20 protein-coding genes are annotated in these 24,489 nt (G+C 32.4%); 5 read left to right on the forward strand and 15 right to left on the reverse strand.

Annotated elements, in window-relative coordinates:
• The first annotated feature begins 73 nt into the window (after positions 1 to 73).
• A complete protein-coding gene (locus AX016_RS02850; RefSeq protein WP_100894172.1) occupies positions 74 to 826 on the forward strand; it encodes a hypothetical protein in 753 nt (250 codons plus the stop codon).
• 63 nt (positions 827 to 889) lie between these two features.
• On the opposite strand, the gene AX016_RS02855 is transcribed toward AX016_RS02850, so the two are convergent.
• The 7 genes from AX016_RS02855 to AX016_RS02885 form a co-directional block, all read right to left on the reverse strand.
• Entirely contained in the window at positions 890 to 1,363 is a 474-nt protein-coding gene (locus AX016_RS02855; RefSeq protein ID WP_442861202.1) for a methylated-DNA--[protein]-cysteine S-methyltransferase, read from the reverse strand.
• The gene (locus AX016_RS02860) at positions 1,360 to 2,523 is read right to left on the reverse strand and encodes a CNNM domain-containing protein (RefSeq protein ID WP_100894173.1); all 1,164 of its coding nucleotides are present in this window, start codon (positions 2,521 to 2,523) and stop codon (positions 1,360 to 1,362) included. Before AX016_RS02860 ends, AX016_RS02855 begins: the two co-directional genes overlap by 4 nt.
• A gap of 185 nt (positions 2,524 to 2,708) precedes the next feature.
• Positions 2,709 to 4,199: an aldehyde dehydrogenase family protein gene (locus AX016_RS02865; protein ID WP_100894174.1), complete on the reverse strand. Its 1,491-nt coding sequence runs from the start codon at positions 4,197 to 4,199 to the stop codon at positions 2,709 to 2,711.
• Between the two features lie 37 nt (positions 4,200 to 4,236).
• Positions 4,237 to 6,078, reverse strand: a complete 1,842-nt coding sequence (locus AX016_RS02870) for an antibiotic biosynthesis monooxygenase (RefSeq protein ID WP_100894175.1) — start codon at positions 6,076 to 6,078, stop codon at positions 4,237 to 4,239.
• Between the two features lie 10 nt (positions 6,079 to 6,088).
• Positions 6,089 to 7,030 (reverse strand): NADP-dependent oxidoreductase, encoded by a 942-nt coding sequence (locus AX016_RS02875; RefSeq protein WP_100894176.1) that lies wholly within the window; start codon positions 7,028 to 7,030, stop codon positions 6,089 to 6,091.
• A 23-nt stretch (positions 7,031 to 7,053) separates the two neighbouring features.
• A complete protein-coding gene (gene budA, locus AX016_RS02880) occupies positions 7,054 to 7,896 on the reverse strand; it encodes an acetolactate decarboxylase (RefSeq protein ID WP_100894177.1) in 843 nt (280 codons plus the stop codon).
• A 32-nt stretch (positions 7,897 to 7,928) separates the two neighbouring features.
• Positions 7,929 to 8,552, reverse strand: a complete 624-nt coding sequence (locus tag AX016_RS02885; protein WP_100894178.1) for a putative quinol monooxygenase — start codon at positions 8,550 to 8,552, stop codon at positions 7,929 to 7,931.
• Positions 8,553 to 8,777: 225 nt separating this feature from the next.
• Here AX016_RS02885 and AX016_RS02890 point away from each other — a divergent pair, with 225 nt between their 5' ends.
• Positions 8,778 to 9,161 (forward strand): winged helix-turn-helix transcriptional regulator, encoded by a 384-nt coding sequence (locus AX016_RS02890; RefSeq protein ID WP_100894179.1) that lies wholly within the window; start codon positions 8,778 to 8,780, stop codon positions 9,159 to 9,161.
• 55 nt (positions 9,162 to 9,216) lie between these two features.
• Here AX016_RS02890 and AX016_RS02895 read toward each other — a convergent pair whose 3' ends face one another.
• The 8 genes from AX016_RS02895 to hemB all read right to left on the reverse strand — a co-directional run bounded on the left by AX016_RS02895 (position 9,217) and on the right by hemB (position 17,179).
• A complete protein-coding gene (locus AX016_RS02895) occupies positions 9,217 to 10,065 on the reverse strand; it encodes a nuclear transport factor 2 family protein (protein WP_100894180.1) in 849 nt (282 codons plus the stop codon).
• A 100-nt stretch (positions 10,066 to 10,165) separates the two neighbouring features.
• A complete protein-coding gene (locus AX016_RS02900; RefSeq protein WP_100894181.1) occupies positions 10,166 to 10,435 on the reverse strand; it encodes a hypothetical protein in 270 nt (89 codons plus the stop codon).
• Positions 10,436 to 10,535: 100 nt separating this feature from the next.
• Positions 10,536 to 11,408, reverse strand: a complete 873-nt coding sequence (locus tag AX016_RS02905; protein WP_100894182.1) for an AraC family transcriptional regulator — start codon at positions 11,406 to 11,408, stop codon at positions 10,536 to 10,538.
• Between the two features lie 103 nt (positions 11,409 to 11,511).
• Positions 11,512 to 12,420: a sialate O-acetylesterase gene (locus tag AX016_RS02910; protein WP_100894183.1), complete on the reverse strand. Its 909-nt coding sequence runs from the start codon at positions 12,418 to 12,420 to the stop codon at positions 11,512 to 11,514.
• 178 nt (positions 12,421 to 12,598) lie between these two features.
• A complete protein-coding gene (locus AX016_RS02915; RefSeq protein WP_100894184.1) occupies positions 12,599 to 13,906 on the reverse strand; it encodes a short-chain dehydrogenase in 1,308 nt (435 codons plus the stop codon).
• A gap of 80 nt (positions 13,907 to 13,986) precedes the next feature.
• Positions 13,987 to 14,733 carry a hypothetical protein gene (locus AX016_RS02920; RefSeq protein ID WP_100894185.1) on the reverse strand — a complete coding sequence of 249 codons (747 nt, stop codon included), beginning with the start codon at positions 14,731 to 14,733 and terminating at the stop codon, positions 13,987 to 13,989.
• Between the two features lie 135 nt (positions 14,734 to 14,868).
• Complete coding sequence (locus AX016_RS02925; protein WP_100894186.1) at positions 14,869 to 16,176, reverse strand: serine hydrolase domain-containing protein; 1,308 nt, start codon at positions 16,174 to 16,176, stop codon at positions 14,869 to 14,871.
• A 13-nt stretch (positions 16,177 to 16,189) separates the two neighbouring features.
• Entirely contained in the window at positions 16,190 to 17,179 is a 990-nt protein-coding gene (gene hemB, locus AX016_RS02930) for a porphobilinogen synthase (RefSeq protein WP_100894187.1), read from the reverse strand.
• A gap of 71 nt (positions 17,180 to 17,250) precedes the next feature.
• Here hemB and AX016_RS02935 point away from each other — a divergent pair, with 71 nt between their 5' ends.
• The 3 genes from AX016_RS02935 to AX016_RS02945 all read left to right on the forward strand — a co-directional run bounded on the left by AX016_RS02935 (position 17,251) and on the right by AX016_RS02945 (position 24,488).
• The gene (locus tag AX016_RS02935; protein ID WP_100896787.1) at positions 17,251 to 19,896 is read left to right on the forward strand and encodes a DEAD/DEAH box helicase family protein; all 2,646 of its coding nucleotides are present in this window, start codon (positions 17,251 to 17,253) and stop codon (positions 19,894 to 19,896) included.
• A gap of 102 nt (positions 19,897 to 19,998) precedes the next feature.
• On the forward strand, positions 19,999 to 20,880 hold the full coding sequence (locus AX016_RS02940) for an ABC transporter ATP-binding protein (protein ID WP_100894188.1): 882 nt from the start codon (positions 19,999 to 20,001) through the stop codon (positions 20,878 to 20,880).
• A gap of 2 nt (positions 20,881 to 20,882) precedes the next feature.
• Entirely contained in the window at positions 20,883 to 24,488 is a 3,606-nt protein-coding gene (locus AX016_RS02945; protein WP_100894189.1) for a M1 family aminopeptidase, read from the forward strand.
• The last annotated feature ends 1 nt before the right edge of the window (position 24,489 follow it).

Genomic DNA, 24,489 nt, shown 5'->3' on the forward strand with positions numbered 1-24,489 from the left:
TTTATCGAAATACAACATATACAACCAATAAAATCTTACAAATACAGTTTGTTATAAAAACAATTTACATACTATGAATTTAAAATTATTACCATTAGCATTAATTGCCGTTACTTTATTTTCTTGCTCTAGTAGTGATGACAGTGAAAATGACAACAATGTTGATGATCCTGAAAAATCTGAAGAACAAACTGCAAGCTGTGATAAAGTAGAAAACTTTGTCTTTGTTGAAAAAGATGGGCTAGTTAGCGTTGAGTTTGAAAATGCTGTTTTTAATGACTTATGGAAATTAAAAAAAGATAACAACAATGCTACAGGAAAAGGCTATATGGTTTGGGATGGAGCCCAATATTTAAATAAGCCGGGAGAAGGCTTAGCTACGTATAGCATTAAAATAAATAGCCCAGGAACTTATCGTTTTATGTGGAAATCTGCTGTTAAAAAAGGAAACAGTGGATCTGAGCATAACGACTCATGGTTGCGTTTTGCAGATGCTGATGATTTTTTTGGAGAAAAAGAAGGTAGTACAGTATACCCAAAAGACACAGGAAAAACACCAAATCCTAACGGATCATCTAAAGACGGTTGGTTTAAAATATACAGAAGTGGTAACGATTTAGATTTTAAATGGCAAGCAAGCACATCAGACAACGATAGTCACCCTGTTTTTGTAACTTTTGATAAAGCCGGAGTTTATACTATGGAAATATCTGCAAGGTCTTCTGGGCACGCTATAGATAAATTTGTTCTTTTTAAAGATACAGTTAAACAATCTGACGCTATTGCTGACGATATGAAATCTAGTGAAATTACGTGTAAAAACTAAACTATTTTCACCTCAATAAAAAGTAAAATCCGATTTAGTACTAAATCGGATTTTTTTATGTTCTTAAAATAAAGATGTTTGCGTAACTGGGCTCTCATGTTCTAGCAACCACTTTTTACGGTGCAATCCACCTGCGTAACCAGTTAAAGAGCCATCACTACCTATAACTCTATGGCAGGGAACCATAATCCATAATGGATTTTTTCCATTTGCAGCCGCAACAGCTCGTATGGCTTTAGGATCTCCCAGAACTTTAGATAATTCTAAATAAGAATACGTTTTACCATATGGTATTTGTAATAGTGCATCCCATACCTTTTTTTGAAACTCTGTACCTGTTGGGTTTAGAGTTAAACTAAACTTTGTACGTTCTCCTCTAAAATATTCTTGTAGTTGGTAAACTGCATCTTCAAGCACTTCTGGAATTACTTCCGTTATTTCACCATCATCTAAAACAGAAATTACAGAAAGTCCGTCTTCATCGCCTTCTAATTTAGCAATACCTAACGGAGTCTTTATGTAAGCTGCTTCTATCATTTTATATCTTCTGCAGCATCTGGTTTTGTTTCAGAAGTATCAATTTTACCTTCTTCTTCAACAATTAACCCCATTTTTTTAGCTCTATTTTCCCAGTTTTTTCTGGCTAAAGATTGTAGGTCGGCTATATGGTCACTTTCATCCATAATCTCCATTCCTAGCAAGGTTTCTATAACATCTTCCATAGTAACCAAACCACTAACAGAACCATACTCATCTACAACCAAAGCAACATGTTCTCTTTTCTTTATAAAAGTTTCAAATAGTTGCGGAATTGGAGTATTACGCTCTGTTGCTAAAATTTCTCTTTTTATGCTAGATAACGGAGAACTCCCATTTTTATTAATAACTTCTTCTAATATATTATCTTTTAGTACAAAACCCGTTATATTATCTAAGGAGCCACTGTATATTGGAATTCTAGAAAAGCGCATTTTAGGATTAGCGTTATAAAACTCCCCTATTGTTGCTGTTTCTGCAGCAGATTTTAAAACTGTACGTGGCGTCATGATGTGTTTGGCTAAAATTTCATCAAACTCTAATAAATTACGAATAATTTTAGATTCAGATTCCTGAAAAACACCTTCTTCATGCGCAATATCTGCCATTGTTGTAAAGTCCTCTCTACTTAATACACTACCGTGGTGTTCTTTACTACCAACCAGTTTAGTAAACACTTGTAACAACCAAAGTAGGCCTGTATATTTTAAAATTAAGACCATTATATTTAATGCCTTTGTTGTAAAATTTGCAAGTTGTTTCCAATAAGTTGCACCAATAGTTTTAGGTATAATTTCTGATGCTACTAATATTAAAACTGTCATTAAAGTAGACACAATACCAACCATTAAATCTTCTGTAAAAGTAACTCCTAATACACTTGTTGTGGCACTACCATACATTTCTGCATAAGCAACTTTTGCCTGTACACCTACTAAAATTGCACCAACGGTATGCGCAATAGTGTTTAGTGTTAAAATTGCAATTAACGGCTTATCTACATCTTTTTTTAATGCCTCTAATTCTGTAGCAAAGCTTTTACCTTCTTTCTTTTTAACGTTTATAAATGTAGTAGTAACACTTAACAAAACAGCCTCAAGAATAGAGCATAAAAAAGAAAAGAAAACTGAAATAAATGCGTAAAATAATAATAAACCCATAGTATATATTTAAAGTACGAAAATAGCAAAAAGTTAGCAGTTCTAAGATATTAAAAGTTAATTGGACATTGATTTCTCTTTACTTTATTAGGATTGATAGTTACCACAAACAAAATCTGTATGCTAAAATTAACTAAAAAAAGCTAACCTTAACATACAGATACTAATAAGTAAACTAAATAATATTACTCAAAATCCGATGCCTTAAAAGGATATTTTCTTGGCGTTTTTTGAATGGTAATCCAATGTGCGGATGTAAATGATTTTACACCCCATTGACCATTAAATCTACCTAAACCCGAGTTTTTAACTCCACCAAATGGTGCATAGGCACTATCGTTAACAGGCTGGTCATTTATGTGGGTCATACCAGCTTCAATTCCTTTGGCAAAGGTCATACCTTTTGCTTCGTCTTGTGTAAATACAGAACTGGATAAGCCGTAATCCGTAGCATTTGCTAAGCGTAAAGCATCATCCGTGTCTTTTGCTCTTGCAATGGAAACTGCAGGTCCAAAGATTTCATTTTTAAAAAGCGGGCAGTTTTCATCTACATCAACAAAAATATGTGGAGGCATATGCAATCCTTCAGCTTCTCCTCCTAATGCCATTTTGTAACCTTGCTCTTTTGCATCGTCTATTAAGCCCTTTACGGTATCAAATTGGTTTTGATCGATTATTGGACCTATAAAAGTATCCGGGTCGTTCATATCCAGACGTTTTAAGCCTTTTACTTTGGTAATAAACTTTTCTGTGAATTCATCATAGACTTTATCTTCTACAATAATCCTGTTTATTGCCATGCAAATCTGACCTTGGTTCATAAATTTACCCCAAGCAGCTGCTTCTACAGCTTGGTCAATATCTGCATCTTCAAGCACTACAAACGGACTATTACCGCCTAATTCTAATTCAACATTTTTAATTATATCAGCATCTATAGCATTTTTACCTACTTCTCTACCTACCGGTGTTGACCCTGTAAACGAAATTAACTTTGAAATAGGATGCTTCGTAATTGCCGTACCAATTGTGCTTCCTCCGCCTGGTAAAACACTTAACAAGCCTTTAGGGAAACCTGCTTCTTCAAGAAAGGAAGCAAAAATTAAACCTCCTGTTACAATAGATGTAGATGCGGGTTTTAAAACCACTGCATTACCCACTGCCAACGCAGGACCCAAAGTACGGGCGGTTAACTGTCCCGGAAAATTCCAAGGAGAAATTAATCCTATTACTCCTAATGGCTGTCTTACTGCAAGTGATTCTTTGCCTTCTATATCTCGTGGTAGTATTTTACCTTCTACCAGTAATGGTAAGTGTACTGTGCTTTCAAAAACACTTGCCACTAGCTCTGCTTCAAAATAACCTTTGGCAAGTGTTGCACCTACTTCTTTTCTTGCCCATTCTGCAAATTCTTTTTTTCGGTTCCTCACCACTTCGGCAAGTTTTTGCATCATTCTACTTTTTTCAGGTGGCAATACGGCAGCCCATTTTTTTTGGGCGATTGCTGCTTGCTCAAAAGCTTCATTAACATCATCTTTAGTTGCACTTGATAATGTAAAAATTTCTTCTTGATTCCAAGGGTTTATATTCTTTATAGCGGGTCCACTTCCGTCTTTCCAATTTCCTGCAACAAAAATATGCTTTGTGTAATTTGGTAATTCTTCTTGTGTTTTCATATATCGTGTTTTAAATTATTAATGCTATTTTTTAATTCTAGTTCTCAATCTCATTTACAAAAAAGACTTGCTGCGTACCATCAATAACAGCCTTTTTCATTATGCTATTGGTTTCTTGTGCGTATTCTTGTTTTCTGTGAAACGCACCGGCTTCTTTGTTTTTCCAATGTTCTTGAAGCACAAATTCATTATCCTTTGTACTATAAAAATCAAATCTAATATTGCCTTTTTCTGCTCTAGTTAACTCTGTATGCTTGGTTAATTGTGCTATAAATTCTTCCTTATACTCTTCTTTTACATTGAAAATGGAAAACAGTATAACTTCATTATTATTTATATCAGTTTTACTAAAATCATTAGTTGGTAACGGTTTTTTATTAGTTAAAAACAATGTCTTGGGAGCTTCTACTAAAGCAGATTCCACTTGGTCTGCTATGCCTCTTTTGTCAACAGCTTTGGTATGTGATTGCAATGTTTTTTTACTCTCGTTTATACCAAATACTATAAAATTGCCCGGGGTATTCTGGTCTTGATATAACTTCATTTCTAACGTGCCTTTCTCTTTTCTGACCACGTCTTGATTTACAATCATTTTCTTTTTGAAGAAATCTATTTTCTCAGGTTTAATCTTAAAGGATGATAAAATGGTGATTTGTGGGTCTTTCTTCTTATCATAAACCACAGACATTCCTGTTCCTTTATTTAAAATTAAACGCATCTTAGTAGGGGTAACATCAATTTGAATACAATCAGAACCTAAATCCATTGTTCCTAGGGTGCTTGTTCTGCAAAAATATTCACCTTGCCAGTCCCAAGTTCCAGATAACTCTTGTCCACCAAAATTCCCCATAATAATACCATCACTTGTAGCAATAGATTCACCTCCTGCATCGCCATAGTAATTATCTGCGCCTTTTAATATATACTCTTCCTTTGTGGTAATTCTATCCCACGGAACAGGTGTAGAAGCTACCAGCTTGTTATCATAAAAATAGGGTGCATATATAGTTGTACCGTCAGAGTTTATATCTGCTAAACCCTTAATAGAGGTATCTATTAGATAGCTTTCGGAATCGGTAAAGGTGAATAATTGCCCGGTTGGATTACTACTTGCCAGTAACGTTCCATTTATAGAAGTGACACCATCAAAAACCCCTTTTTTATCGGAAGAAGTAATTAGCTCTACCTTTTTAGAAGTAATGTCAATATTGTACAATGCCCCAAAGTCTTTGGGCTTCCATTCTTTTCTTAATAAACCTTCGCCGTTTTTAAGCCCGTAATTAGCCACAACCAAAGTGTTGTCTTCCACTAGAACACCATTTGGAAACGGAATTTTATCAGACTGTAACCATACTACCAACTTATCATTTTCAATAGTATAAATTTTACCGCCGGGTACATCAGAAATAAATACTTGTCCGGTTTTCTGATTAATTGTCAAATCGTTTAAAGAACCAGCTTCATTTGCGGTATAACTTTTTGTGATGTTTCCGTTATCCAGATTTATAAGATGTACCTGCTTTTGATCGGCAACGTATAACGTGTTCTCGTAAATATCAGAGCCTGTAGGAGCTGTCAACCCGGTAACCCAATTCAATTCATCAATTACTCCGTCTTTAGAAACACGACTTATAAAACCTGGTTCTGCACCATTAGTGTTAGAGACATACAACCACTTATGATTGGGTGATGCATATACGGATTCTGGCATTTTAAAACCGTCTAATTCCCATTTTACCGCTACTGAAAAATCGTTTGTAATAACATCTGCAGTTTCATTTGCTGAAGTAAGGCTCGTTACTTTTGAGGTCGTTCCGTCTTTGAATCCAGAAAGAACTACCACAAAAAGAATTAATATAAACTGGAGTAAATTTTTCATAAAATTAGTTTTATAGGGTTACAATTACTTTTCCCACGGTTCTTCCTTTTTCTACTTCGGTATGTGCATCTGCCATCTTTTCAAAAGGAAATGTTTTATATATATGAGGTTTTATTTCTCTGTTTTCAAGCATCCCTTTTAATGTATTCATATCTTGGTCACTAGAATGCACTAGAATATTAGAAACCGTTTTATTTTCTTTTTCAGCTAAAGCTTTCTTTTTATCTGATAAATCTGGAGCTACAGTAGTAATAACTGTTCCTCCTTTTCTTAAAACATCAACTGAATTTTCTAAAACTTTTCCGCCTTGCGTGTCTAGCACAAAATCTATATCAGTTAAAATATCTTCAAAATTTTGAGTATGATAATCAATAGCCTCATCTGCACCTATAGACATTACAAAATCTTTATTTTTAGCCGAAGCTGTAGTAATTACATAGGCTCCCATAGCTTTTGCAATTTGAATAGCAAAATGACCAACACCACCAGAACCAGCTTGAATTAACACTTTATTTCCTTTATTTATTTTTCCTGATAAAATTTGTAATGCGGTTAATGCTGCTAGCGTTGTTGCAGCAGCCTCTGTAAAAGAGACATTGCTAGGCACTACAGCCAAATGTGTTTCTGGAGCTGCAACAAATTCTGCATATGCATTACCAACACCAGGAAAATTGACCATACCAAAGACATTATCTCCTACCTTAAAATTGGTAACTGCCGTACCAACTTCTGTAACTGTACCAGCAATGTCCCAACCTAAAATTATTGGTCGCTCTTCACCATACATCATACCCAACATTTCATCGTTGTATTTTGGTTTAACATCTGCCGGATTTAACGAAATTGCTTTTACGGCAACCAATACTTCGTTTTCTTTTATACTTGGCTTATCAATATTATCTACATAAAGATTCTCTGGTCCGCCTGCTTGTTCTAATAATACTGCTTTCATTTTTATATATTTTTTTAATTTGTTTATTTTCCGTTTTGTTTAGCTGTAGCTTTTGGTGCTGCACCTTGCTTTAAGTCTTTATTTCTAAATTTTTCTGTTTCCGGAAGCTGAAGATTTACTTGGTTTACTTCCTGAATTTCAACTTCTAGCTTATCAAACTTAATATCTTCTAAATGTCCGCCAAGTGTTATATCTTCTGATAAAAAGTGAAAATGCATTCCCGGTATTACTATATTTCCTAGATAATCTGGTGTAAACAAACCAACTAAAGTCCCTTTTATATTTTCTCTTGTGTACATTACACGAGTGTCTAAATATTCAAATAATGACACATCTTCGTTTTCTACTTTATGAGCAGATGCCATTTTTAAATACTTAAATTCTCCTTTAATACGGTAAGCATAAAAGCTGTTTTTAGAAGTTGAATATTTTTGAAGTTCTTTAGTTAAATCTTCATAAGACGTAATACTTTCAACGGTGATTGTTTTTTTCGGCTGAAAATTTATCATTGTCATATTTGGAGATTCTAAGTCGTTTGGAGCTTCAGCTATTCCGCCTTCTGCATCAATAGTGTAAACAACACCATCTACAGCAACCAATTCGCCTGCCAAATGATTTACTGTTCCAATACCAATAGTACCTTGCTGAACCATTTGTTGTGGAGTTATATCGCCTTCGTAAATACTATTTAATAAGGCAACAGTTGGCGCGTATTGGTGAATGGTGTTTTCTGTATGTGGGGCTAAATGGTTGCCATCTTTATCGTGAGAGTGTCCATGTTCAGAAGTTGAAACTACTTCTTTTTTTGTCTGATTTCCGCAACTTGCTATAAAAGCTAGGGAAAATAATAGAATTATTTTTTTCATAATAGAGCTTCTTAGTTGATTATTAATTTCTCTTAAATTTCTTTCACAAAATTCATATACTGTTTTAAGTCACCAACAACAGCTTCTTCCATAAGTTTACCTGTTTTAACTGCATATGGTTGATTAAAGTGAATGTCCCAAACATCAGATTCTTTTCTCCAATGCTCATAAACAGCCAACGTGTCTTCTTGATCATCTACTGTGTATAAGTCAAAAAGAATGTTTCCTTTTTCCTCTTTTCTGGTATGTGTAATGTGGTCTTCAAACTGATTTAAAAGTTGACTTCTAAATGCTGTTTTTAATTTGAAAATGAAGAAGATTATAAACACATCATCTTCTGGGTTTGCAGATTTTGAGTGGTCTGGCAATGGATGTGTATCACCTAGGAAATAAAAATCAGGTTCAGTCTTTAAGGCAGTATTACCTACCTCCATAAGTTTTTTGGTGTGTGGCTCATTGTCGTGAGATGTAATTGCAGCTTTATCTGCCCATCGTTCATAAACAAAGAAAATGTTTTCATCATCTTTAGAAACATAGACTCTTATTTCAATGTTACCTGTTTCTTTTTTTGTAGCCTCTTGCGCTTCCTTTAATGTTTTAGCAAATGAATCTCTGTGTTCTGGTTTTGCCGTAAATTTTACTATAGTGCTTTTCATAATATGACTTTTTATGTTATTGATTTACAATACTATCATTTGTATAGTGACAAAAGTATGTATAGTATAGCAACTGCACAATAACGGTCAAGAAGTATAGTATAAAAACAAAATGCCAAATATTTGATAATCAATTAAATATAATAAAAAATATTTACTATAAAAAATATAGTTGCATACTAAATTAAAGCTCTTTAATTTTACACTTTAATAAATTTTTTAAAAATGGACAGAAAAGAACTGTTTAAAAAGAAACCTAAGATTAAGATTAACGATAAAATATCTTTTTGCCCTACGAGTGCTGCAATGGAACTTATTGGCGGAAAATGGAAAAGCGTTATACTTACACATTTAATTGGAGATAAAAAACGGTATAACGAATTACGTAAAGAAATTCCTGGTATTACAGAACGTACACTAAGCTTACAACTAAAGCAGCTAGAAGCTGATGGTATTGTAAGCAGAAAGGTTTTTACTAAAAAGCCTCCTTTAAAAGTGGAATACAGACTTACCGAATTTGGACAAACCCTTACGCCTATTTTGAACTTAATAGTAGAATGGGGCCTACACGCTGCAGAGACTAAGGGTGAGTTTATTTTTGAAGATTAAATAAATAAAAAAAGGCTACCAAACGGCAGCCTTTTTTATTTATTTAGATAGGTAATTAAAATTTCCCATTTTCATTTTTCCAATCTGCTTTAGCAGGTATATTCTGAATAACATCCCAATGTTCTGCTATTTTTCCTTCTTCAATTCTAAATAGATCATAAAAAGCATTATGTTCTTCTCCTAAATTACCTTCACTCACAGTAAGTACAAAATTACCTTGCCCTAAAACCATATGTATTTTACTATACTTCATAAAAATACCTTGTTGGGCCATAGACTCTAGAGCCGCACCTAATCCGGATAACTTATCTCCAATGTTAGGGTTATGCTGTATATAATTGTCACCATCAAAATACTGAGCTAATTTGCTCATATCTCCATTAACAAGTATATCTGTAACAAATTTAGCAACAAGCTCCTTATTTTCTTCCGTTTTATCTAAATCCTTAATTTCAGTGGCACCATCTATCATTGTACGTCCACTAGGGTTTGGTTGCGCTGCCGTTACTTGCAAATTATCCCAATGCTCAACTATTAATCCGTCTTCAAATCTAAAAATATCAAACCCAATTTTAGGTCCAAAAAAATTATAATCTGTGTGCGTAAAAACAAAATTTCCATCTTCAAAAGCACGCACAGTATTTACTTTTGCAGAATTAGCAGGCAACGCCTTTAAGGTTTCTACAAAGCCATTTAACCCATCTGCAACATCTAAATTATGTTGTTTATAATTACTGGGATTAATGTAAGTTGCCGGTTTTTGATCTCCTGTTTCTATAGATTTTAGCAGAGCAACTACTTTATCTTTGTTAGAGATTTGTTTTGTTGCATCGTCATCTTGACCATTACAAGATATTGCTGTAAGCCCAAGAGCTACAGTTGCATATAAAATTGATTTTTTCATAATTAATTAATTTTTTATGCAAAGATGCAACCAGTAAATTGCTTTAAAGTGATACAAAAAATCCAAAAGATGGTAATTTTTGTCCTATATTAAAAAATGATTATACTTTTAGTTTTGGCTTAACAAAATAGCGTTCTCTTTTTTTGGTTTTGTATATGGTTAATGAAGCCATTACACACCAAATTAAATTAGAAACAAATGATGGTATGGCATTATAATAATAACAGTTTATGGCTATTAATAGTGCTCCAAAAAGATTCAAGTACTTAGCATAGTTAACGTACTTATTATTTTCTATAAGTGTAATCCCGTAAGCAAGGATTAAAAAGCCAGAACCTGACCAACCTAATACATCAATTAACAATTTCATTTTTACTAATTTGTTTCATTTATTGGGGTTAAATTATGAAGCAAATTTGCGCTATCAGGAGTTATGTATTATGATACAAATACGGCTAAAAATGGTAATTTTACGCCAGTAGTATTTTTTTTCTAAATTCGGTTGGCGTAAAGCCTTGATGCTTTTTAAAATATTTTACAAAATTTGTAGGCTCCTCAAAACCAATTCCGTAACCTATTTCTTTTACACTATCTTCTGTATGTACTAATAATCGTTTAGCTTCTAATATTACTCTAGCGTCTATCATTTGCTTTGGTGTAATATCCATAACTTTTAAAGTAGCTGCATTTAAACGTTTTTGAGTTACGTTTAACTGGTCGGCATATTTACTTACAGATTTTTGATTGATAAAATTTTTATCTAACAGGTCTCTAAACTTAATTACACAATCTATATCTGGACCTTTATTTATTTTTTTACTATGCTGATTTTGCCTTTCTCGTTCTGATAAAAGTAAAATATTTTGAAGGTAATTCCTAAGTATATCAGACTGGTAATTGTCTATAGCCGTCTTTAGTTCTTCTTCAATAAACTGAAAAAGACCAGTGTAAATAGGTGTTAGTTTATTAACCTGTATGGTAGAGATAGAATACAGATCGTTAAAAAGCATATTACTTCGTAAAAACTTAGTGTCCTCATCTGTCTTACAAAAAAAATTATCTGTAAACAGTAAAACTACACCCTCTACTGCCTCATCCTCATCAAAACACTGTACACTATTTTTATCTACAAATAAGATAGAGTTTGGCTTAATGTCTATAGGATTAAAATCTACCATATGACGCGGACTGCCCTTTTTAAACCATATAATTTGATAAAAATCTGCCCTATGAGGCACTATTAATTCATCAAAAAAATTATTATACAAGTCTGCTAGGTTTACCAACTCAAACTCGTGCGGCAAACCCTCTTTAAATCCGTGTTTTTGAATATCTGAAGCCAATTGTTTATCTCTTAATCTAAAAACTCAAATGTATGCTAATTATTTTTTAGCTTAAACATTTAAAATTAAATACAAGAACAAACTTACTTCTTTAATAGAATTACTACCTTTTTAGGGATAACATTTTTAACGCATATCGTTTTCCTAGCTCTCTAACTCCATTAGAATTAAAATGCACACTATCTTTACGAACCTCACACCCTTTAGAAGATATTACGTAAGATGTTGGTATTGTTTGTGGCAAAGTATTTACTATAGGGTTCATACTTGCACACCTACCACCTTGCTCTTCATGTACCATTTCACCAGCAAGTAAAGGAACTTTAGTAGCATCTAAATTAAGGTCTGCTAACATATTGTTGTAGATGGTTGCTACGTAAGATGGCCACTGTTTATCACCTGTATTACTTTCTCCTTGATGTAAGAGAATACCTTTTATTACACCTTTTTTTTGAGCTTCTTTGGCAAATTTTATTAAGTGTTTATAGGGGTTACCACCATATGATTTTACTTTATCTGTAAACCAATCTTCTTTGTAAGTATCATCAAAATTGGTATACATATCTTTATCAAATAATCTAATATCACAACCACCAATAGCAACACTAACCAAACCTACAGAGATACTGTCTGGTAAATTTTTAATCATTGTTTTACCAAAATAATCTGCAGGAGACAAACCTGTGTAGCATTGGGTTAAAGGAGGTACAGCCGTATACCATTCCCCTTTTTTTCTTTTAAGATTATCACAATCTAAAGACTGTAATACTTTAAAACGGCTGGCCTCTTTTAAATCCTCTTCTTCTATTGTTGCAGAGCCTTCCATATTAGACTGTCCAAAACATAAATAAATATGAAAATTGGGATCAAAATCTATAGTATTAGACTCTGTAGTGTGTGTTGTATTTTTAGTGTTAAAAGTAGTTGAAGTTGATGATGCTGGTAAAAATGCTTTGTAAAAAGTAAACAAAAATGCAGTTAAAGCAATGTACTTTATAAATGTAAATTTCATTGTTTCAATATTTTAAACACCAATAACTTCAATTATTAGTCAACAACGAATGTAAAAATTTTAACAATTAAAAAATTAGTAAATTATGCGATATATTGATACTTTCATGAAATAACAAATGTCCAAATTAAACTTTTTAAGTCAATTTGGACATTTACAAAACAGGTTTTAAGTAATTCTAATCTAACAAACCTTTGGTTTTACTCCAAAGTCCTTCTCCTTGTTTCATTAGTTCATCTCCTGCTTTTTCTAAGTTTTCTGAGCTAGTATATTTATTGTAGTTTTCTATAAAGCTTTTAAAATTATCTACGGTAGCAAACATTTCCTTAGTATATGGTACGTTTTGCTCCTCCATTATTTTTTGCCAATCTACCTTAGCCAGTAAAGAGAACATATACTTAGTTGCTATTTTACTTAAAAAATATTTATCATAAAATCCGTTTAAAACTTTTCCAGGCTCTCTATTTTCTACGTATCCTATAGACTCTCCCAATCTTGCTTTTTCGTCAGAAGAAAGCAAGTCACTTCCTTTTAATTTTTTTAATGCAGCAATTGCCTTATCATTTTTCTCTTTTTTTAGATATAAATAAGATTCAATAGACCAAATAATTTCATTATCTAATCCTATTTTTTTAGAATCTTCTAAAAACATTTCAAAATCTTCTAGTGCACGTTCCTCATCAATATCACGGTCCATCATTAACCTATCAAAACCTCTAAACAAATGATTTAACGAATGAAAACCAATATGAGTTTGCTCATTATTTAAGTTTCCCCACTCAAACATTGCTCTTGTGTATGGCAAGTCTATATCTGGGTTAGCATTTAACCAATCTATGTTTCTAGATATTTCATCTTCAGATAAATAATACAGTTTTTTCTCAAAAAACAAAAAACCTCTATAGTATTGCAAAAGTGCTTTTATTTCTGAATCTGGCAGTAGTTCTGGCTTAGTTTTAGAGCACTCGTATAAAGACACCTCTTTACCTATATCTCTGCTTAAAACTACAATTGCACTTAAAACTGAGTGCTCTATATTTTGTACATAATCTTTATCTTCTCCTTGTAAAAACTCTTGATTAGATGTTCCTTGCTTCGCATTTGCCCTAGCAAAAACCTCTAACAAAGTAGGAAACTCATCTTCATCAGTCTCCATTATAAATTTTTCCATCTTTTTATAATCTCTGTAAATAGATATATAATCTAAAACAGTTAAGCTTTCAGAATCTTTAGCGTCATACTTAGAAACCTTATCAAAAATTCTATCTAAATCTGACTTAAATTCGGCGTACTCAGGACTAATATCACTTTCTCCTGCTGAAGCCCTAATTAAAATTTTAGCAAATTTATAAGTCAAGACTTTATCAGAATCTATACTTTCAACTAGCGTTTCTTTGTCTATAGCCAATAGTTCTTCATCTGTTTTATCTCCACCAAGACAACTATTAAACAGTATTACAATTAATAGTAGTAGTATTTTTTTCATAGATAATTTTTAAGGTTGATGCAGTAAAGTGCAAAATTAAAAGAATAGTTTATACAATTATACCCTGTTTAACGGGATTATTAAGAGTTCCCTTCTCTAAGAACATCAGATAATTGAGTAATGCCCATAACATTGACTACCTCTCCTTCTTCAACCACAAAAAGATCTTCACACAATACTTCAAAGCCCTGTTTATCAGATAAAATAGCGTATGCATGTAAATTCATAAAATGTGTAATATGCTCTTTATCTAGTAAATTAGAGCACACAAAAATGAGCCCTTTTCTTGGTATTGAAACCAATAGCTCATTAGAATTTAGCATTTTATGTGCCTCTAACATGTGTTTTTTACTTAATATTTTTTCACTAGCAAGTGCAGCTATTTTAACTGATAAAATATCATACTCTATTTTTTCATCAGAGAAATCCCAAAACACAAAAGGTAATTCTAAATTATCTAAATTGATTAGACTATGCTTATCAAACATTTCGTAATCTTCTTCAGTTTTATCACTTGTTTTTAAATGAAAAATATCTATTTCTCCGTTTGCGCCCTCTTTATTTTTATCAATTATTACAAAAGCTTGTACAATAGGAGCATAAATATCTTCTGTTTTATGAAAAACTGAGACTAATTCGTCTACCAAATCTAGCTCTTGTGTTTTTTGAGAAACCAAATACGGATAAACCATAGTGTAATCCACTTTCAACTCATCATTAGCCATCTCCTTCACCACAGATTTAACTGCTGGTTCGTCTGGCTTTTTACGCAATTTTGTTGGTTCTGCAGGGCCAAGTCCTAGAATGTTTCTTAAAAACTGTATCATATATAGTTTGGTTAATAGGTTATTTATAAAACTAAACTATATAATATTTGTAGAATACTACAGTGTGTATGTATTTCTGGTAGACTTGAACCTTTATTCGTTGTAAACGCAAGTATTTTTTAAAGTTAAAACAGACTAATTTGTCCCTTTTTTTGAAGTATAAAAAACCTGCTGTAGTGCTGGTCTAATATTTAGTGTATATAAGTTTCTGTTGGTTCTGGTTGGGTACACTCTGTTTGACAAGAAAATAAAAACCATATTGTTTTTAGGATCTGCCCAAACAAATGTTCCTGTAAAACCTGCGTGCCCAAAACTCTCTTTACTAACCTCTGGTGCCGGATATGCTTTTGCCAACGGCAATGTATCATTGCCCAATGTAGGCTTATCAAAACCCAAACCTCTTTTATTATTATTTTCTGAATACTGTACGCGTGTAAATTCTTTAACTGTAGCATTAGAAAAATAGCGCTTGCCATTATACACTCCGTAATTCAAATACATCTGCATAATTTTAGCCAAATCTGTTGCAGAAGCAAACAAACCTGCATTACCAGATATACCGCCTAAAAGCGCTGCATTTTCATCATGAACAAAATTATGAGTAAGTTCTTTTCTAAAAACTGTATCTATTTCTGTAGGTACAATTGCATTAGCATACTTCTTGTTTTTAGGCAGAAAACCCATTGTATTTAGCCCTAAGGGTGTATAAAAATTTTGCTGTAAATATGTGTTATAATCTACACCAGTTATTTGTTTTACCAATTCTGGATACAGTAGAAAAGTAAGTCCAGAATACTTATACTTTTTTTCTTTTGATACTTTAGACCTGTTTATTTTACGGTACATTTTGTACTTAAATCTATCTTTTACGTACAAACCGTTGTATGCTTCTCTAGAGAATTTTTTGCTTGGTTTATTTTTAACAAACCTATGTTTTAGCTTCCCGTTTTTCTTTAAAACATCATTTAAAAAAACTATATAGGGAGCTAAACCTGCTTGGTGCGCTAGTATTTCTCTTAAAGTAATATGTTTTTTATTTGCTTTATGCCTCCAAGGCTTCCAATAAGTACTAAAGGGCACATCTAAATCTATCTTACCCTCATCATACAGCTTCATTAAAGCTGGCAAAGCAGCTGTAATTTTAGTTACCGAAGCAACATCATAAATATCTGTTAGCTGTACTTTTTGCAAACTATCATACGTATGGTAACCGTATGCTTTATGAAAAATAATTTTAGAATCTTTTGCTACTAAAAGTTGTGCTCCAGGAAAGGCGGTATTCTTAATTCCTAGTTTCATAATAGAGTCGACCTTTTTATAAACTAAAACCGAATCTAAACCCACCTTAGTTATACTAACTTTAGGTAACTCTTGTGCAAATGAAAACAGCACACTAAAAAGTAGTATTGTTAACACTATTTTAGTCTGCTGTTGTTTTTTCATAAAGGGTGTAATTTTATCCTAAAATACGAATTGCATCTTTAGCAAAGTAACTTGCTATAATATTTGCACCTGCTCTTTTTATTGCAGTAAGTTGCTCTATAACTACTGCATCATGGTCTAACCATCCTTTTTCTGCTGCTGCTTTTACCATTGCATACTCACCACTAACTTGGTAAACCGCCACTGGCACATCTACTTCGTTTTTAATTTCGCGTACAATATCTAGGTAACAAAGTCCTGGTTTTACCATTACAATATCTGCACCTTCATCTATATCCATTTCCGTTTCTCTAATTGCTTCAAAACGGTTGGCATAATCCATCTGGTATGTTTTTTTATCCTTAGGTATGTCTTTTACGTCTACTGGAGCAGAATCTAAAGCATCTCTAAACGGACCATAAAAAGCAGAGGCATATTTAGCACTATAACTCATAATACCAGTATTATGAAAACCATCATCCTCTAAAGCTTCACGTATGCTTAAAATACGACCATCCATCATATCACTAGGTGCAACAAAATCTGCACCTGCTTCTGCATGCGATACACTCATTTCTGTTAATACCTCAACAGATTCATCGTTTAAAACTAAACCATCTTCTATAATACCATCATGACCATAAGAAGAGTAAGGATCTAAAGCAACATCTGTCATTACCAACATAGCCGGACATGCGTTTTTTACTGTTTTTACAGCACGCTGCATTAATCCGTCTGGATTTAAAGCTTCTGTTCCTTTATTATCTTTTAAGTTATCTGGAACTTTTGCAAAAAGCAAAACCGACTTTAAGCCCATTTTCCAAAGCTCTTTAACTTCTTTCTCTAACAAATCTAAACTATACCTAAAGTAATTTGGCATAGACGGTATTTCGTCTTTTACACCTTTACCTTCTACCACAAAAAGTGGCACTAAAAAATCGTCTGGAGATATAATGGTTTCACGAACCAAAGAACGTATTGCCTTGTTACTACGTAATCTTCTGTTTCTAATAATTGGATACATAATTATTGTTTACTTTAGTAGAGTCAAAGTTACTTAATATCAACCAAAAATCAAGAAACCACAGCCTTCAATTGCGTACTATTAACAACATTTTACAATTTAAATTTACTTGGCGTACTTATCAACAAAAATTCTTAGATAATTTTGACACACACATTAGTGACAAACACCTACATGTGGTTGCTCCTCCTGGGTCTGGAAAAACTATTTTGGGGTTAGAAATGCTAAAACGAGTAAACCAAACAACCTTGGTATTATCACCTTCTTTAACCATAAGAAACCAATGGAAAGACAGGATGCTTACTTTTTTTTTAGAAGATAATAATTATACTAATTACTCTTTAAACATAAAAAAACCAAAGCAAATTACCTTTACCACCTACCAGGCTTTACACGCTTTACATAAAGATTTTAAAAAAGCAGACAATCCTGAAACTCTAATAAATTTTATAAAGAAGAATAATATTAAAACCATTGTTTTAGATGAGGCTCATCACTTAAAAAATGAATGGTGGAAATGCTTGTTTGAAATTAAAAAGGCAGATGATATAACTGTAATATCATTAACCGCAACACCGCCTTACGATAGTGAAGCTAGTGAGGTAAAAAAGTATTTTGATTTATGCGGACCAATAGATGATGAAATTGTGGTTCCGGATTTAGTTAAAAACGGAGATTTATGTCCGCACCAAGATTATGTACATTTTTCTAAACCAGACAAAGAACAAATAAAACACATTGTTACTTACCGCGAAAACATTTTAAATTTTATCAATACACTTGTAGATGATACTGATTTTACCAACATTTTACAAGAGCATCCGTTTTACAAAAACACAGAAGAAGAGCTAGAAAATATTTATAGTAAACCACTATTTTATTCCGCTATAATTATATTTTTAAATGCCGCAAAAATAACTGTCCCAAAAGAAAAAATAGCAATTTTAGGTTTTAAGGATGATAAAATTGAGTTTCCAAACTTAAACTATAACTGGCTACAAGTACTATTACAAGAACTACTTGTTGTAGAACGAGAATTACTTTTACCTTTTGAAGAAAAACTACACACCATTGAAAAAGATTTACGAAAAATTGGTGTTTTTGAGAAAAAGCGGGTAGATTTTGTTGGTGTTGAAGACTTATACAGAACATTAGCTAACAGCCCCAGTAAATTAAAAAGTATAAATGCTATTATTACTGAAGAAAGCAACAGTTTAAAAGAAAATTTAAGAGCTGTTGTTTTAACAGATTTTATACGAAAAGAGTTTCTTTCTTTTAATAGTACTAAGCTTGAAGAATTAAATAAATTAGGTGTTGTTTCTATTTTTCAATACTTACGTATAAAAAGTAAGCATAAAGAACAACTAGGTGTTTTAACGGGCTCTATTGTAATTTTACATAAAAGTGCTGTAATCAATCTAAAAAAAATAGTAAACCAAACAGAATTTACAACTAAACCCCTAGAGATTGATGAAGATTTTGTTACTATAACTTCTTTTACCAAAGGAAAAAACACTGTAGTTTCTGCAGTCACGGCTCTTTTTGAAAACGGAACCGTAAAAATATTAATTGGCACAAAAGCATTACTTGGAGAGGGTTGGGATGCTCCTGCAATTAACACATTGGTATTGGCCTCTTACGTTGGCTCGTTTGTATCGTCCAACCAAATGCGTGGCAGAGCCATTAGAACCCAAGCTACTAATAAAAATAAAACAGGCAATATTTGGCACTTAGCCTGCATAGATCCTACAGATCCAGAAGGCGGTAAAGATTTAGAAAAATTAACCCGTAGGTTTAATGCTTTTATGGGTGTTTCTCTAAAAGGGGAGCCCTATATTGTTAATGGCTTAGACAGGTTAGGTTTGCCTTTGCAGTATTCATCAGAAATAGACATAGAACAATTAAACAAGGACACTTTTGCTATTGCAACTCAAAGAGATTTAATTACTAAAAGATGGAAAAAAGCAATTGGTAAAGGCGATGTTTTTATTAGAGAGTTAAACATTTTATACCCATATAAAGAACCTTATACAAAACAGAAAAAATTAAAAAGTGTAAACGCTACTAAATATCTTGTTTTAGAAGTATTAATTGGCACATTTGCTATAATACCAGAGTTTATTTTAAAAAATGTTGGCATACTCTTAAGCAAGGGCGTAATGCAGTTTATATCGTTATTTTTTGGAGCTGTTTTTTTAGGTTTTGTACCTAAAGCATATAAAGCGCTTAAGCTCTACTTTTTGTTTGGAAATATGGAGCGTAAAACACAGAAAATAGCACAAGCAGTATTACACTCTTTAGCAGCATTACATAAAATAACAACACCATTAGACAACATAAAACTAGAAACCGACCGCTATAGCAATGGTGTTTTTGCATTTTACATAATAGGTGCAACTACTAATGAGAGCTCTTTATTTATTACTGCACTAGAAGAAATTATTGCTCCAGTAGAAAATCCAAAATACTTAATAGACAGTAGTTCTTGGTTAAAAAGAAAGTGGAATTTACGAACCTATTACGTTGTGCCTACCATTTTTTGTAAACGTAAAGCAGAAGCTAAAAGATTTCATTTTTATTGGAAAGAGTTTGTTGGTAATTCTGCCTTAATATACACCAGAACAAAATACGGCAGAGAACAGTTAATTAAAGCAAGGCTAGCCCATATTGTGTATCAATTTAAAGACGCATCTAAAAAAGCTATTACCTGGAGATAAAAAAATAGTAAGAGATTTCTTAAAATAACTACACAAAAGTGTAACAATTTAACAAATCTGGTTACTAACCTAACAACATCACTAAAAATTAAAAAAATACATATGCTATCTATTAAAGACCTTAACAAAACGTATCCTAACGGAACAAAAGCGTTGAACAATGTAAATTTAGAAATTAGCAAAGGTATGTTTGGTCTTTTAGGTCCAAATGGCGCTGGTAAATCTAGCTTAATGCGTACTATTGCTACATTACAATTAGCAGATAGTGGCAGTATAGAGTTTAACGGTACAGATGTATTTAGCAAGCCTGAAGAATTACGTAAAGTCTTAGGTTATTTACCCCAAGATTTTGGTGTATACCCTAAAGTTTCTGCTGAGATGATGCTAAATCATATTGCAAAAATAAAAGGAATACAAAATAGTGGTGAACGCAAAGCATATGTAGCAGACTTGCTAAACAAAGTAAACCTATACAAGTTTAGGAAAAGAAATTTAGGAGATTACTCTGGTGGTATGCGTCAGCGATTTGGTATTGCACAAGCACTTATTGGCAATCCAAAATTAATAATTGTAGATGAGCCTACTGCTGGTTTAGATCCGCTAGAGCGTAACCGTTTTCATAACCTATTAAGTGAGTTAGGAGAAGAGGCTGTTGTTATTTTATCTACACATATTGTAGATGATGTTATTAATCTTTGTACAAATATGGCTGTTTTTAATGAAGGGCAAGTGCTAGTACAAGGTCATCCTATGGAGCTTACAAACTCTTTAAATGGCAAGGTATTTAGAAAAAGTATTAAGAAAGAAGAAATTGCTACTTACGAAGAAAACTACACTGTTTTATCGTCTTATTTACGTGGTGGAAACCTAAATATAAATGTATATGCAGACAATAACCCTGGAGAAGGTTTTGAGGTTATAAGTAACACTTTAGAAGACTTTTATTTTTACAGTATTAACCAAAAGGCTAAACAAACTGTGTAATTATGAAAGAGATATTTTTATTTGAACTTAAATACAGACTACGCAGACCGGTAACATACATTTACATTTTTTTAATGTTTATAATTCCGCTGTTAATTTCCGTTTTTGAGGATTCTGGAACAGCTCAATTTACTAACAGTCCTAATGCAATTGCTGGCGTTTTAGGTGGCTTAAGCATTCTTGGTTTGTTTTTTTATGCTGCAATTATGGGCGTACCAGTGTACAGAGACGAAGAGCACAAAACCGCACAGACTTATTTTTCTTTTCCTATAACAGAGAAAAATTACATTTTAGGCCGCTTTTGGGGTAGTTTTACCATAGTTACTATTATGAACATTGGCGCTATACTTGGTGCAATGATTGGTTTTACTATTGGTGCAATGCTAAACAGACCAGATTATGGTACGTATACAGACTTTGACTTTACAGCATACTTACTTCCATTTATATTTTTTCTAACGCTTAATTCGCTTTTTATTGGCGCGTTGTTTTTTAGTTTGATGACGTTTTTTAAAAGAATGTCTATTTTATATCTAGGCGGAATTTTAATCTTTATTTTAAGTAATGTGGCTGGCACATTATTAGGAGATTTAGATAGCCAATGGCTAAGTATTTATTTAGATCCGTTTGGATCACAAGCGTATAGATTTATAAAAAAATATTGGTCAATTAACGAAGTCAATACGCTATACCTGCCTATTTATGGTGAGTTTTTACTAAACCGTATTATGTGGTTTGCAGTAAGTATTGGAATTTTTGTTTTTACGTTATTCAAATTTTCATATCCAAGTTTTTTAATTCCTAAAAAGGCAAAAAAACTTAAAGAAGATACTATAGCACCACAAACTTCTGTAGCCATTGACAATATAAAACAAGTATTTTCTAAAAAAGCCAATTGGGGTAACTTATGGTCTTTAAGTAAAATTGAATTTTTATCTATTGTTAAAGAAAATGCTTTTAGAATTCTTATTCTAATTGGTATTATTTTCTCTGTATTTATAGCTACACAGTCTACACAAACATATGGCACACCATCTCTACCATTAACTCGTTTTATGGTAAAAGAGTTAAGCTCTGGCTTACTTGTTTTTTCTATTATAATACTAGTTATTTATGCTGGTGAAGCCGTGCATAGAACAAGAAACAATAAAACATTTGAGTTTTATGATGCCCTACCGGTAACAAACGCTACACTTTATATCTCTAAAATTATTGCTTTAATAGGTGTTTCTGTAGTACTTACACTAATTACCATATTGGTTGGTATGTTATACCAAACATACAATGGCTATTTTAATTATGAAGTAGGAATGTATCTTACATTTAATTTTGCAAACATATTTCCGGCTTACATAACAACGGTATTACTTGCCTTTTTTATTCACATATTGGCAAACAATAAATTTTTAGGACACTTTTTAGTTATTGTAATTTCTTTAGGTTTACCTATACTAATTGCATTAGTTTTTAAAGTGAACAACCCATTATTTATATATGGTGGTGTGCCTAGTAGTTTTTTAAGCGATTTAAATGGGTTTGGCCATTATTTAATTGGCGGATTTTGGTTAAACTTATACTGGATATTATTTAGCTGTATTTTAGCTGTAGTTGGTTACGTTTTTTGGAACAGAGGGTTTTACTCTTCATTTAAAGAGAGGTTACGCTTAGCTGCTAGTCGTTTTAAAGGAAAAACAACAGCTGCATTTTTGGTTTTTACTATTGCATTTATAGCAGTTGGCGCTTATAGTTATTACAACTTACAAGTACTAAACAGTATAGGAAGTGCAGATTATAGCAATAAAATTGCGGCAGATGCAGAAAAAAAATATGCTAAATACATTAACAAGCCACATATACAAATTGTAGACCTAAAGGCTAAAGTAGATATTTACCCAGAAGAAAGAGACGTTTATGCAGAAGGTAATTTTACTGCCGTAAATAATTTTGACACTCCAATAGATACACTCTTAATGGAAGTAAAATTTGGCGTTGCAGATACTAAAATAACTAAAGTTGTTTATAACGGAAAAGAACTACAACCCTTTTTAAAAGATAGTATTTACAGGTTATTTATATACAAACTACCAAAACCTTTGCAACCAAAAGATACTGCTTCTTTAGTTATAAACACCAGAGCAATTACCAAAGGTTTTGCTAACGGATTAGAAACAAATGTATTAAATAACGGTACATTTTTTAGAGATGATATTTTTCCTTCTTTTCATTATGAAATTGCCTTAAATGACAATGGCACTCGTAAAAAGTACGATTTAGAGGAAATGGATTATCTATTGTCTCCTAGAACAGATAGTGTTGCATTGCGTAAAAATTTATTTAATGAAGATGCAAACTATATGAATTTTGAAGCCACAGTAAGCACCTCTAAAGGACAAACAGCAATTGCACCTGGTAAGCTTATTAAAAAGTGGGACAAAGACGATAGAAGTTATTTTACCTATAAATTAGGAGAAAAAACAGATTACTTTTTCAACTTTGCTTCTGCCGCTTATGATGTTAAAGAGGATAGTTGGACAGCCCCAAGTGGTAAAAAGGTAGCTATAGAAATTTATCATTCTCCTAAACATAAAAGAAACTTAGAGCATTTTATAAACGGTATAAAAGTATCTTTAGATTATAACTCTAAAAACTTTTATGAGTATCCTTATTCTATTATTAGAATAGTAGAATTCCCTGCTTACTCAACTTTTGCTCAATCTTTTGCTACAACAATACCTTATTCTGAAGATTTTGGTTTTGTGGCCGATTTTTCAAAAGCTGAAGATTTTAATTATGCATTTAGAGTAACATCTCATGAGGTAGCACACCAGTGGTGGGGACATATTGTAACACCAAGTAAAACATCTGGATCTAATATTATTTCTGAAACTCTTGCAGAGTACGTGTCTTTAATGACAATGAAAAATGAATATGGAGAAAACGGAATAAAATCGTTCTTAAAAAATTCTTTAGACTCTTACTTAAGTGCTCGCCAGTTTAGCTTTAAACCAGAACGTTCTTTACTAAATGTAGAAACTGGTCAGCATATTTGGTACCGTAAAGGTTCTATGGTAATGTATGAGCTACAAGATGTTATTGGCGAAGACAAAATTAACAGCGCTTTAAAACAATTTTTAAACGAGTATAAATACTTTAACAAAGGTGTTTATGCAACATCAGAAAATTTATATGATGCTATTTACAAAGTTGCACCAGACTCTTTAAAGTATAAGGTTACAGATGGTTTTAAAGAAATTGTTTTGTACGAAAATAAAGTTACTGAAGCTAAAACTAAAAAATTAGATAACGGCAAATGGGAAACCACGTTTACTGTAAATTCTTCTAAAATTTATTATGATGACAAAGGAAAAGAAAGAGAAACAGATACTAATATGAATTTAGTTGATATTGGACTTTTTGGACCTGATGTTAAAAATGATGAGAACGTAACCATTAAAGATCCATATTATTTTGAACTAAAATGGTTGGCTCCTGGCGAAAATACATTTACAATTGTAACAGATAAAAAGCCTGAAAAAGCTGGTATAGATCCATACAATAAATTAATAGATCGTAAGTCTAGTGACAATTTAAAAGAAGTATTAGAATAAA

The sequence above is a fragment of the Cellulophaga sp. RHA19 genome, assembly GCF_002813425.1.
Lineage (GTDB): Bacteria > Bacteroidota > Bacteroidia > Flavobacteriales > Flavobacteriaceae > Cellulophaga.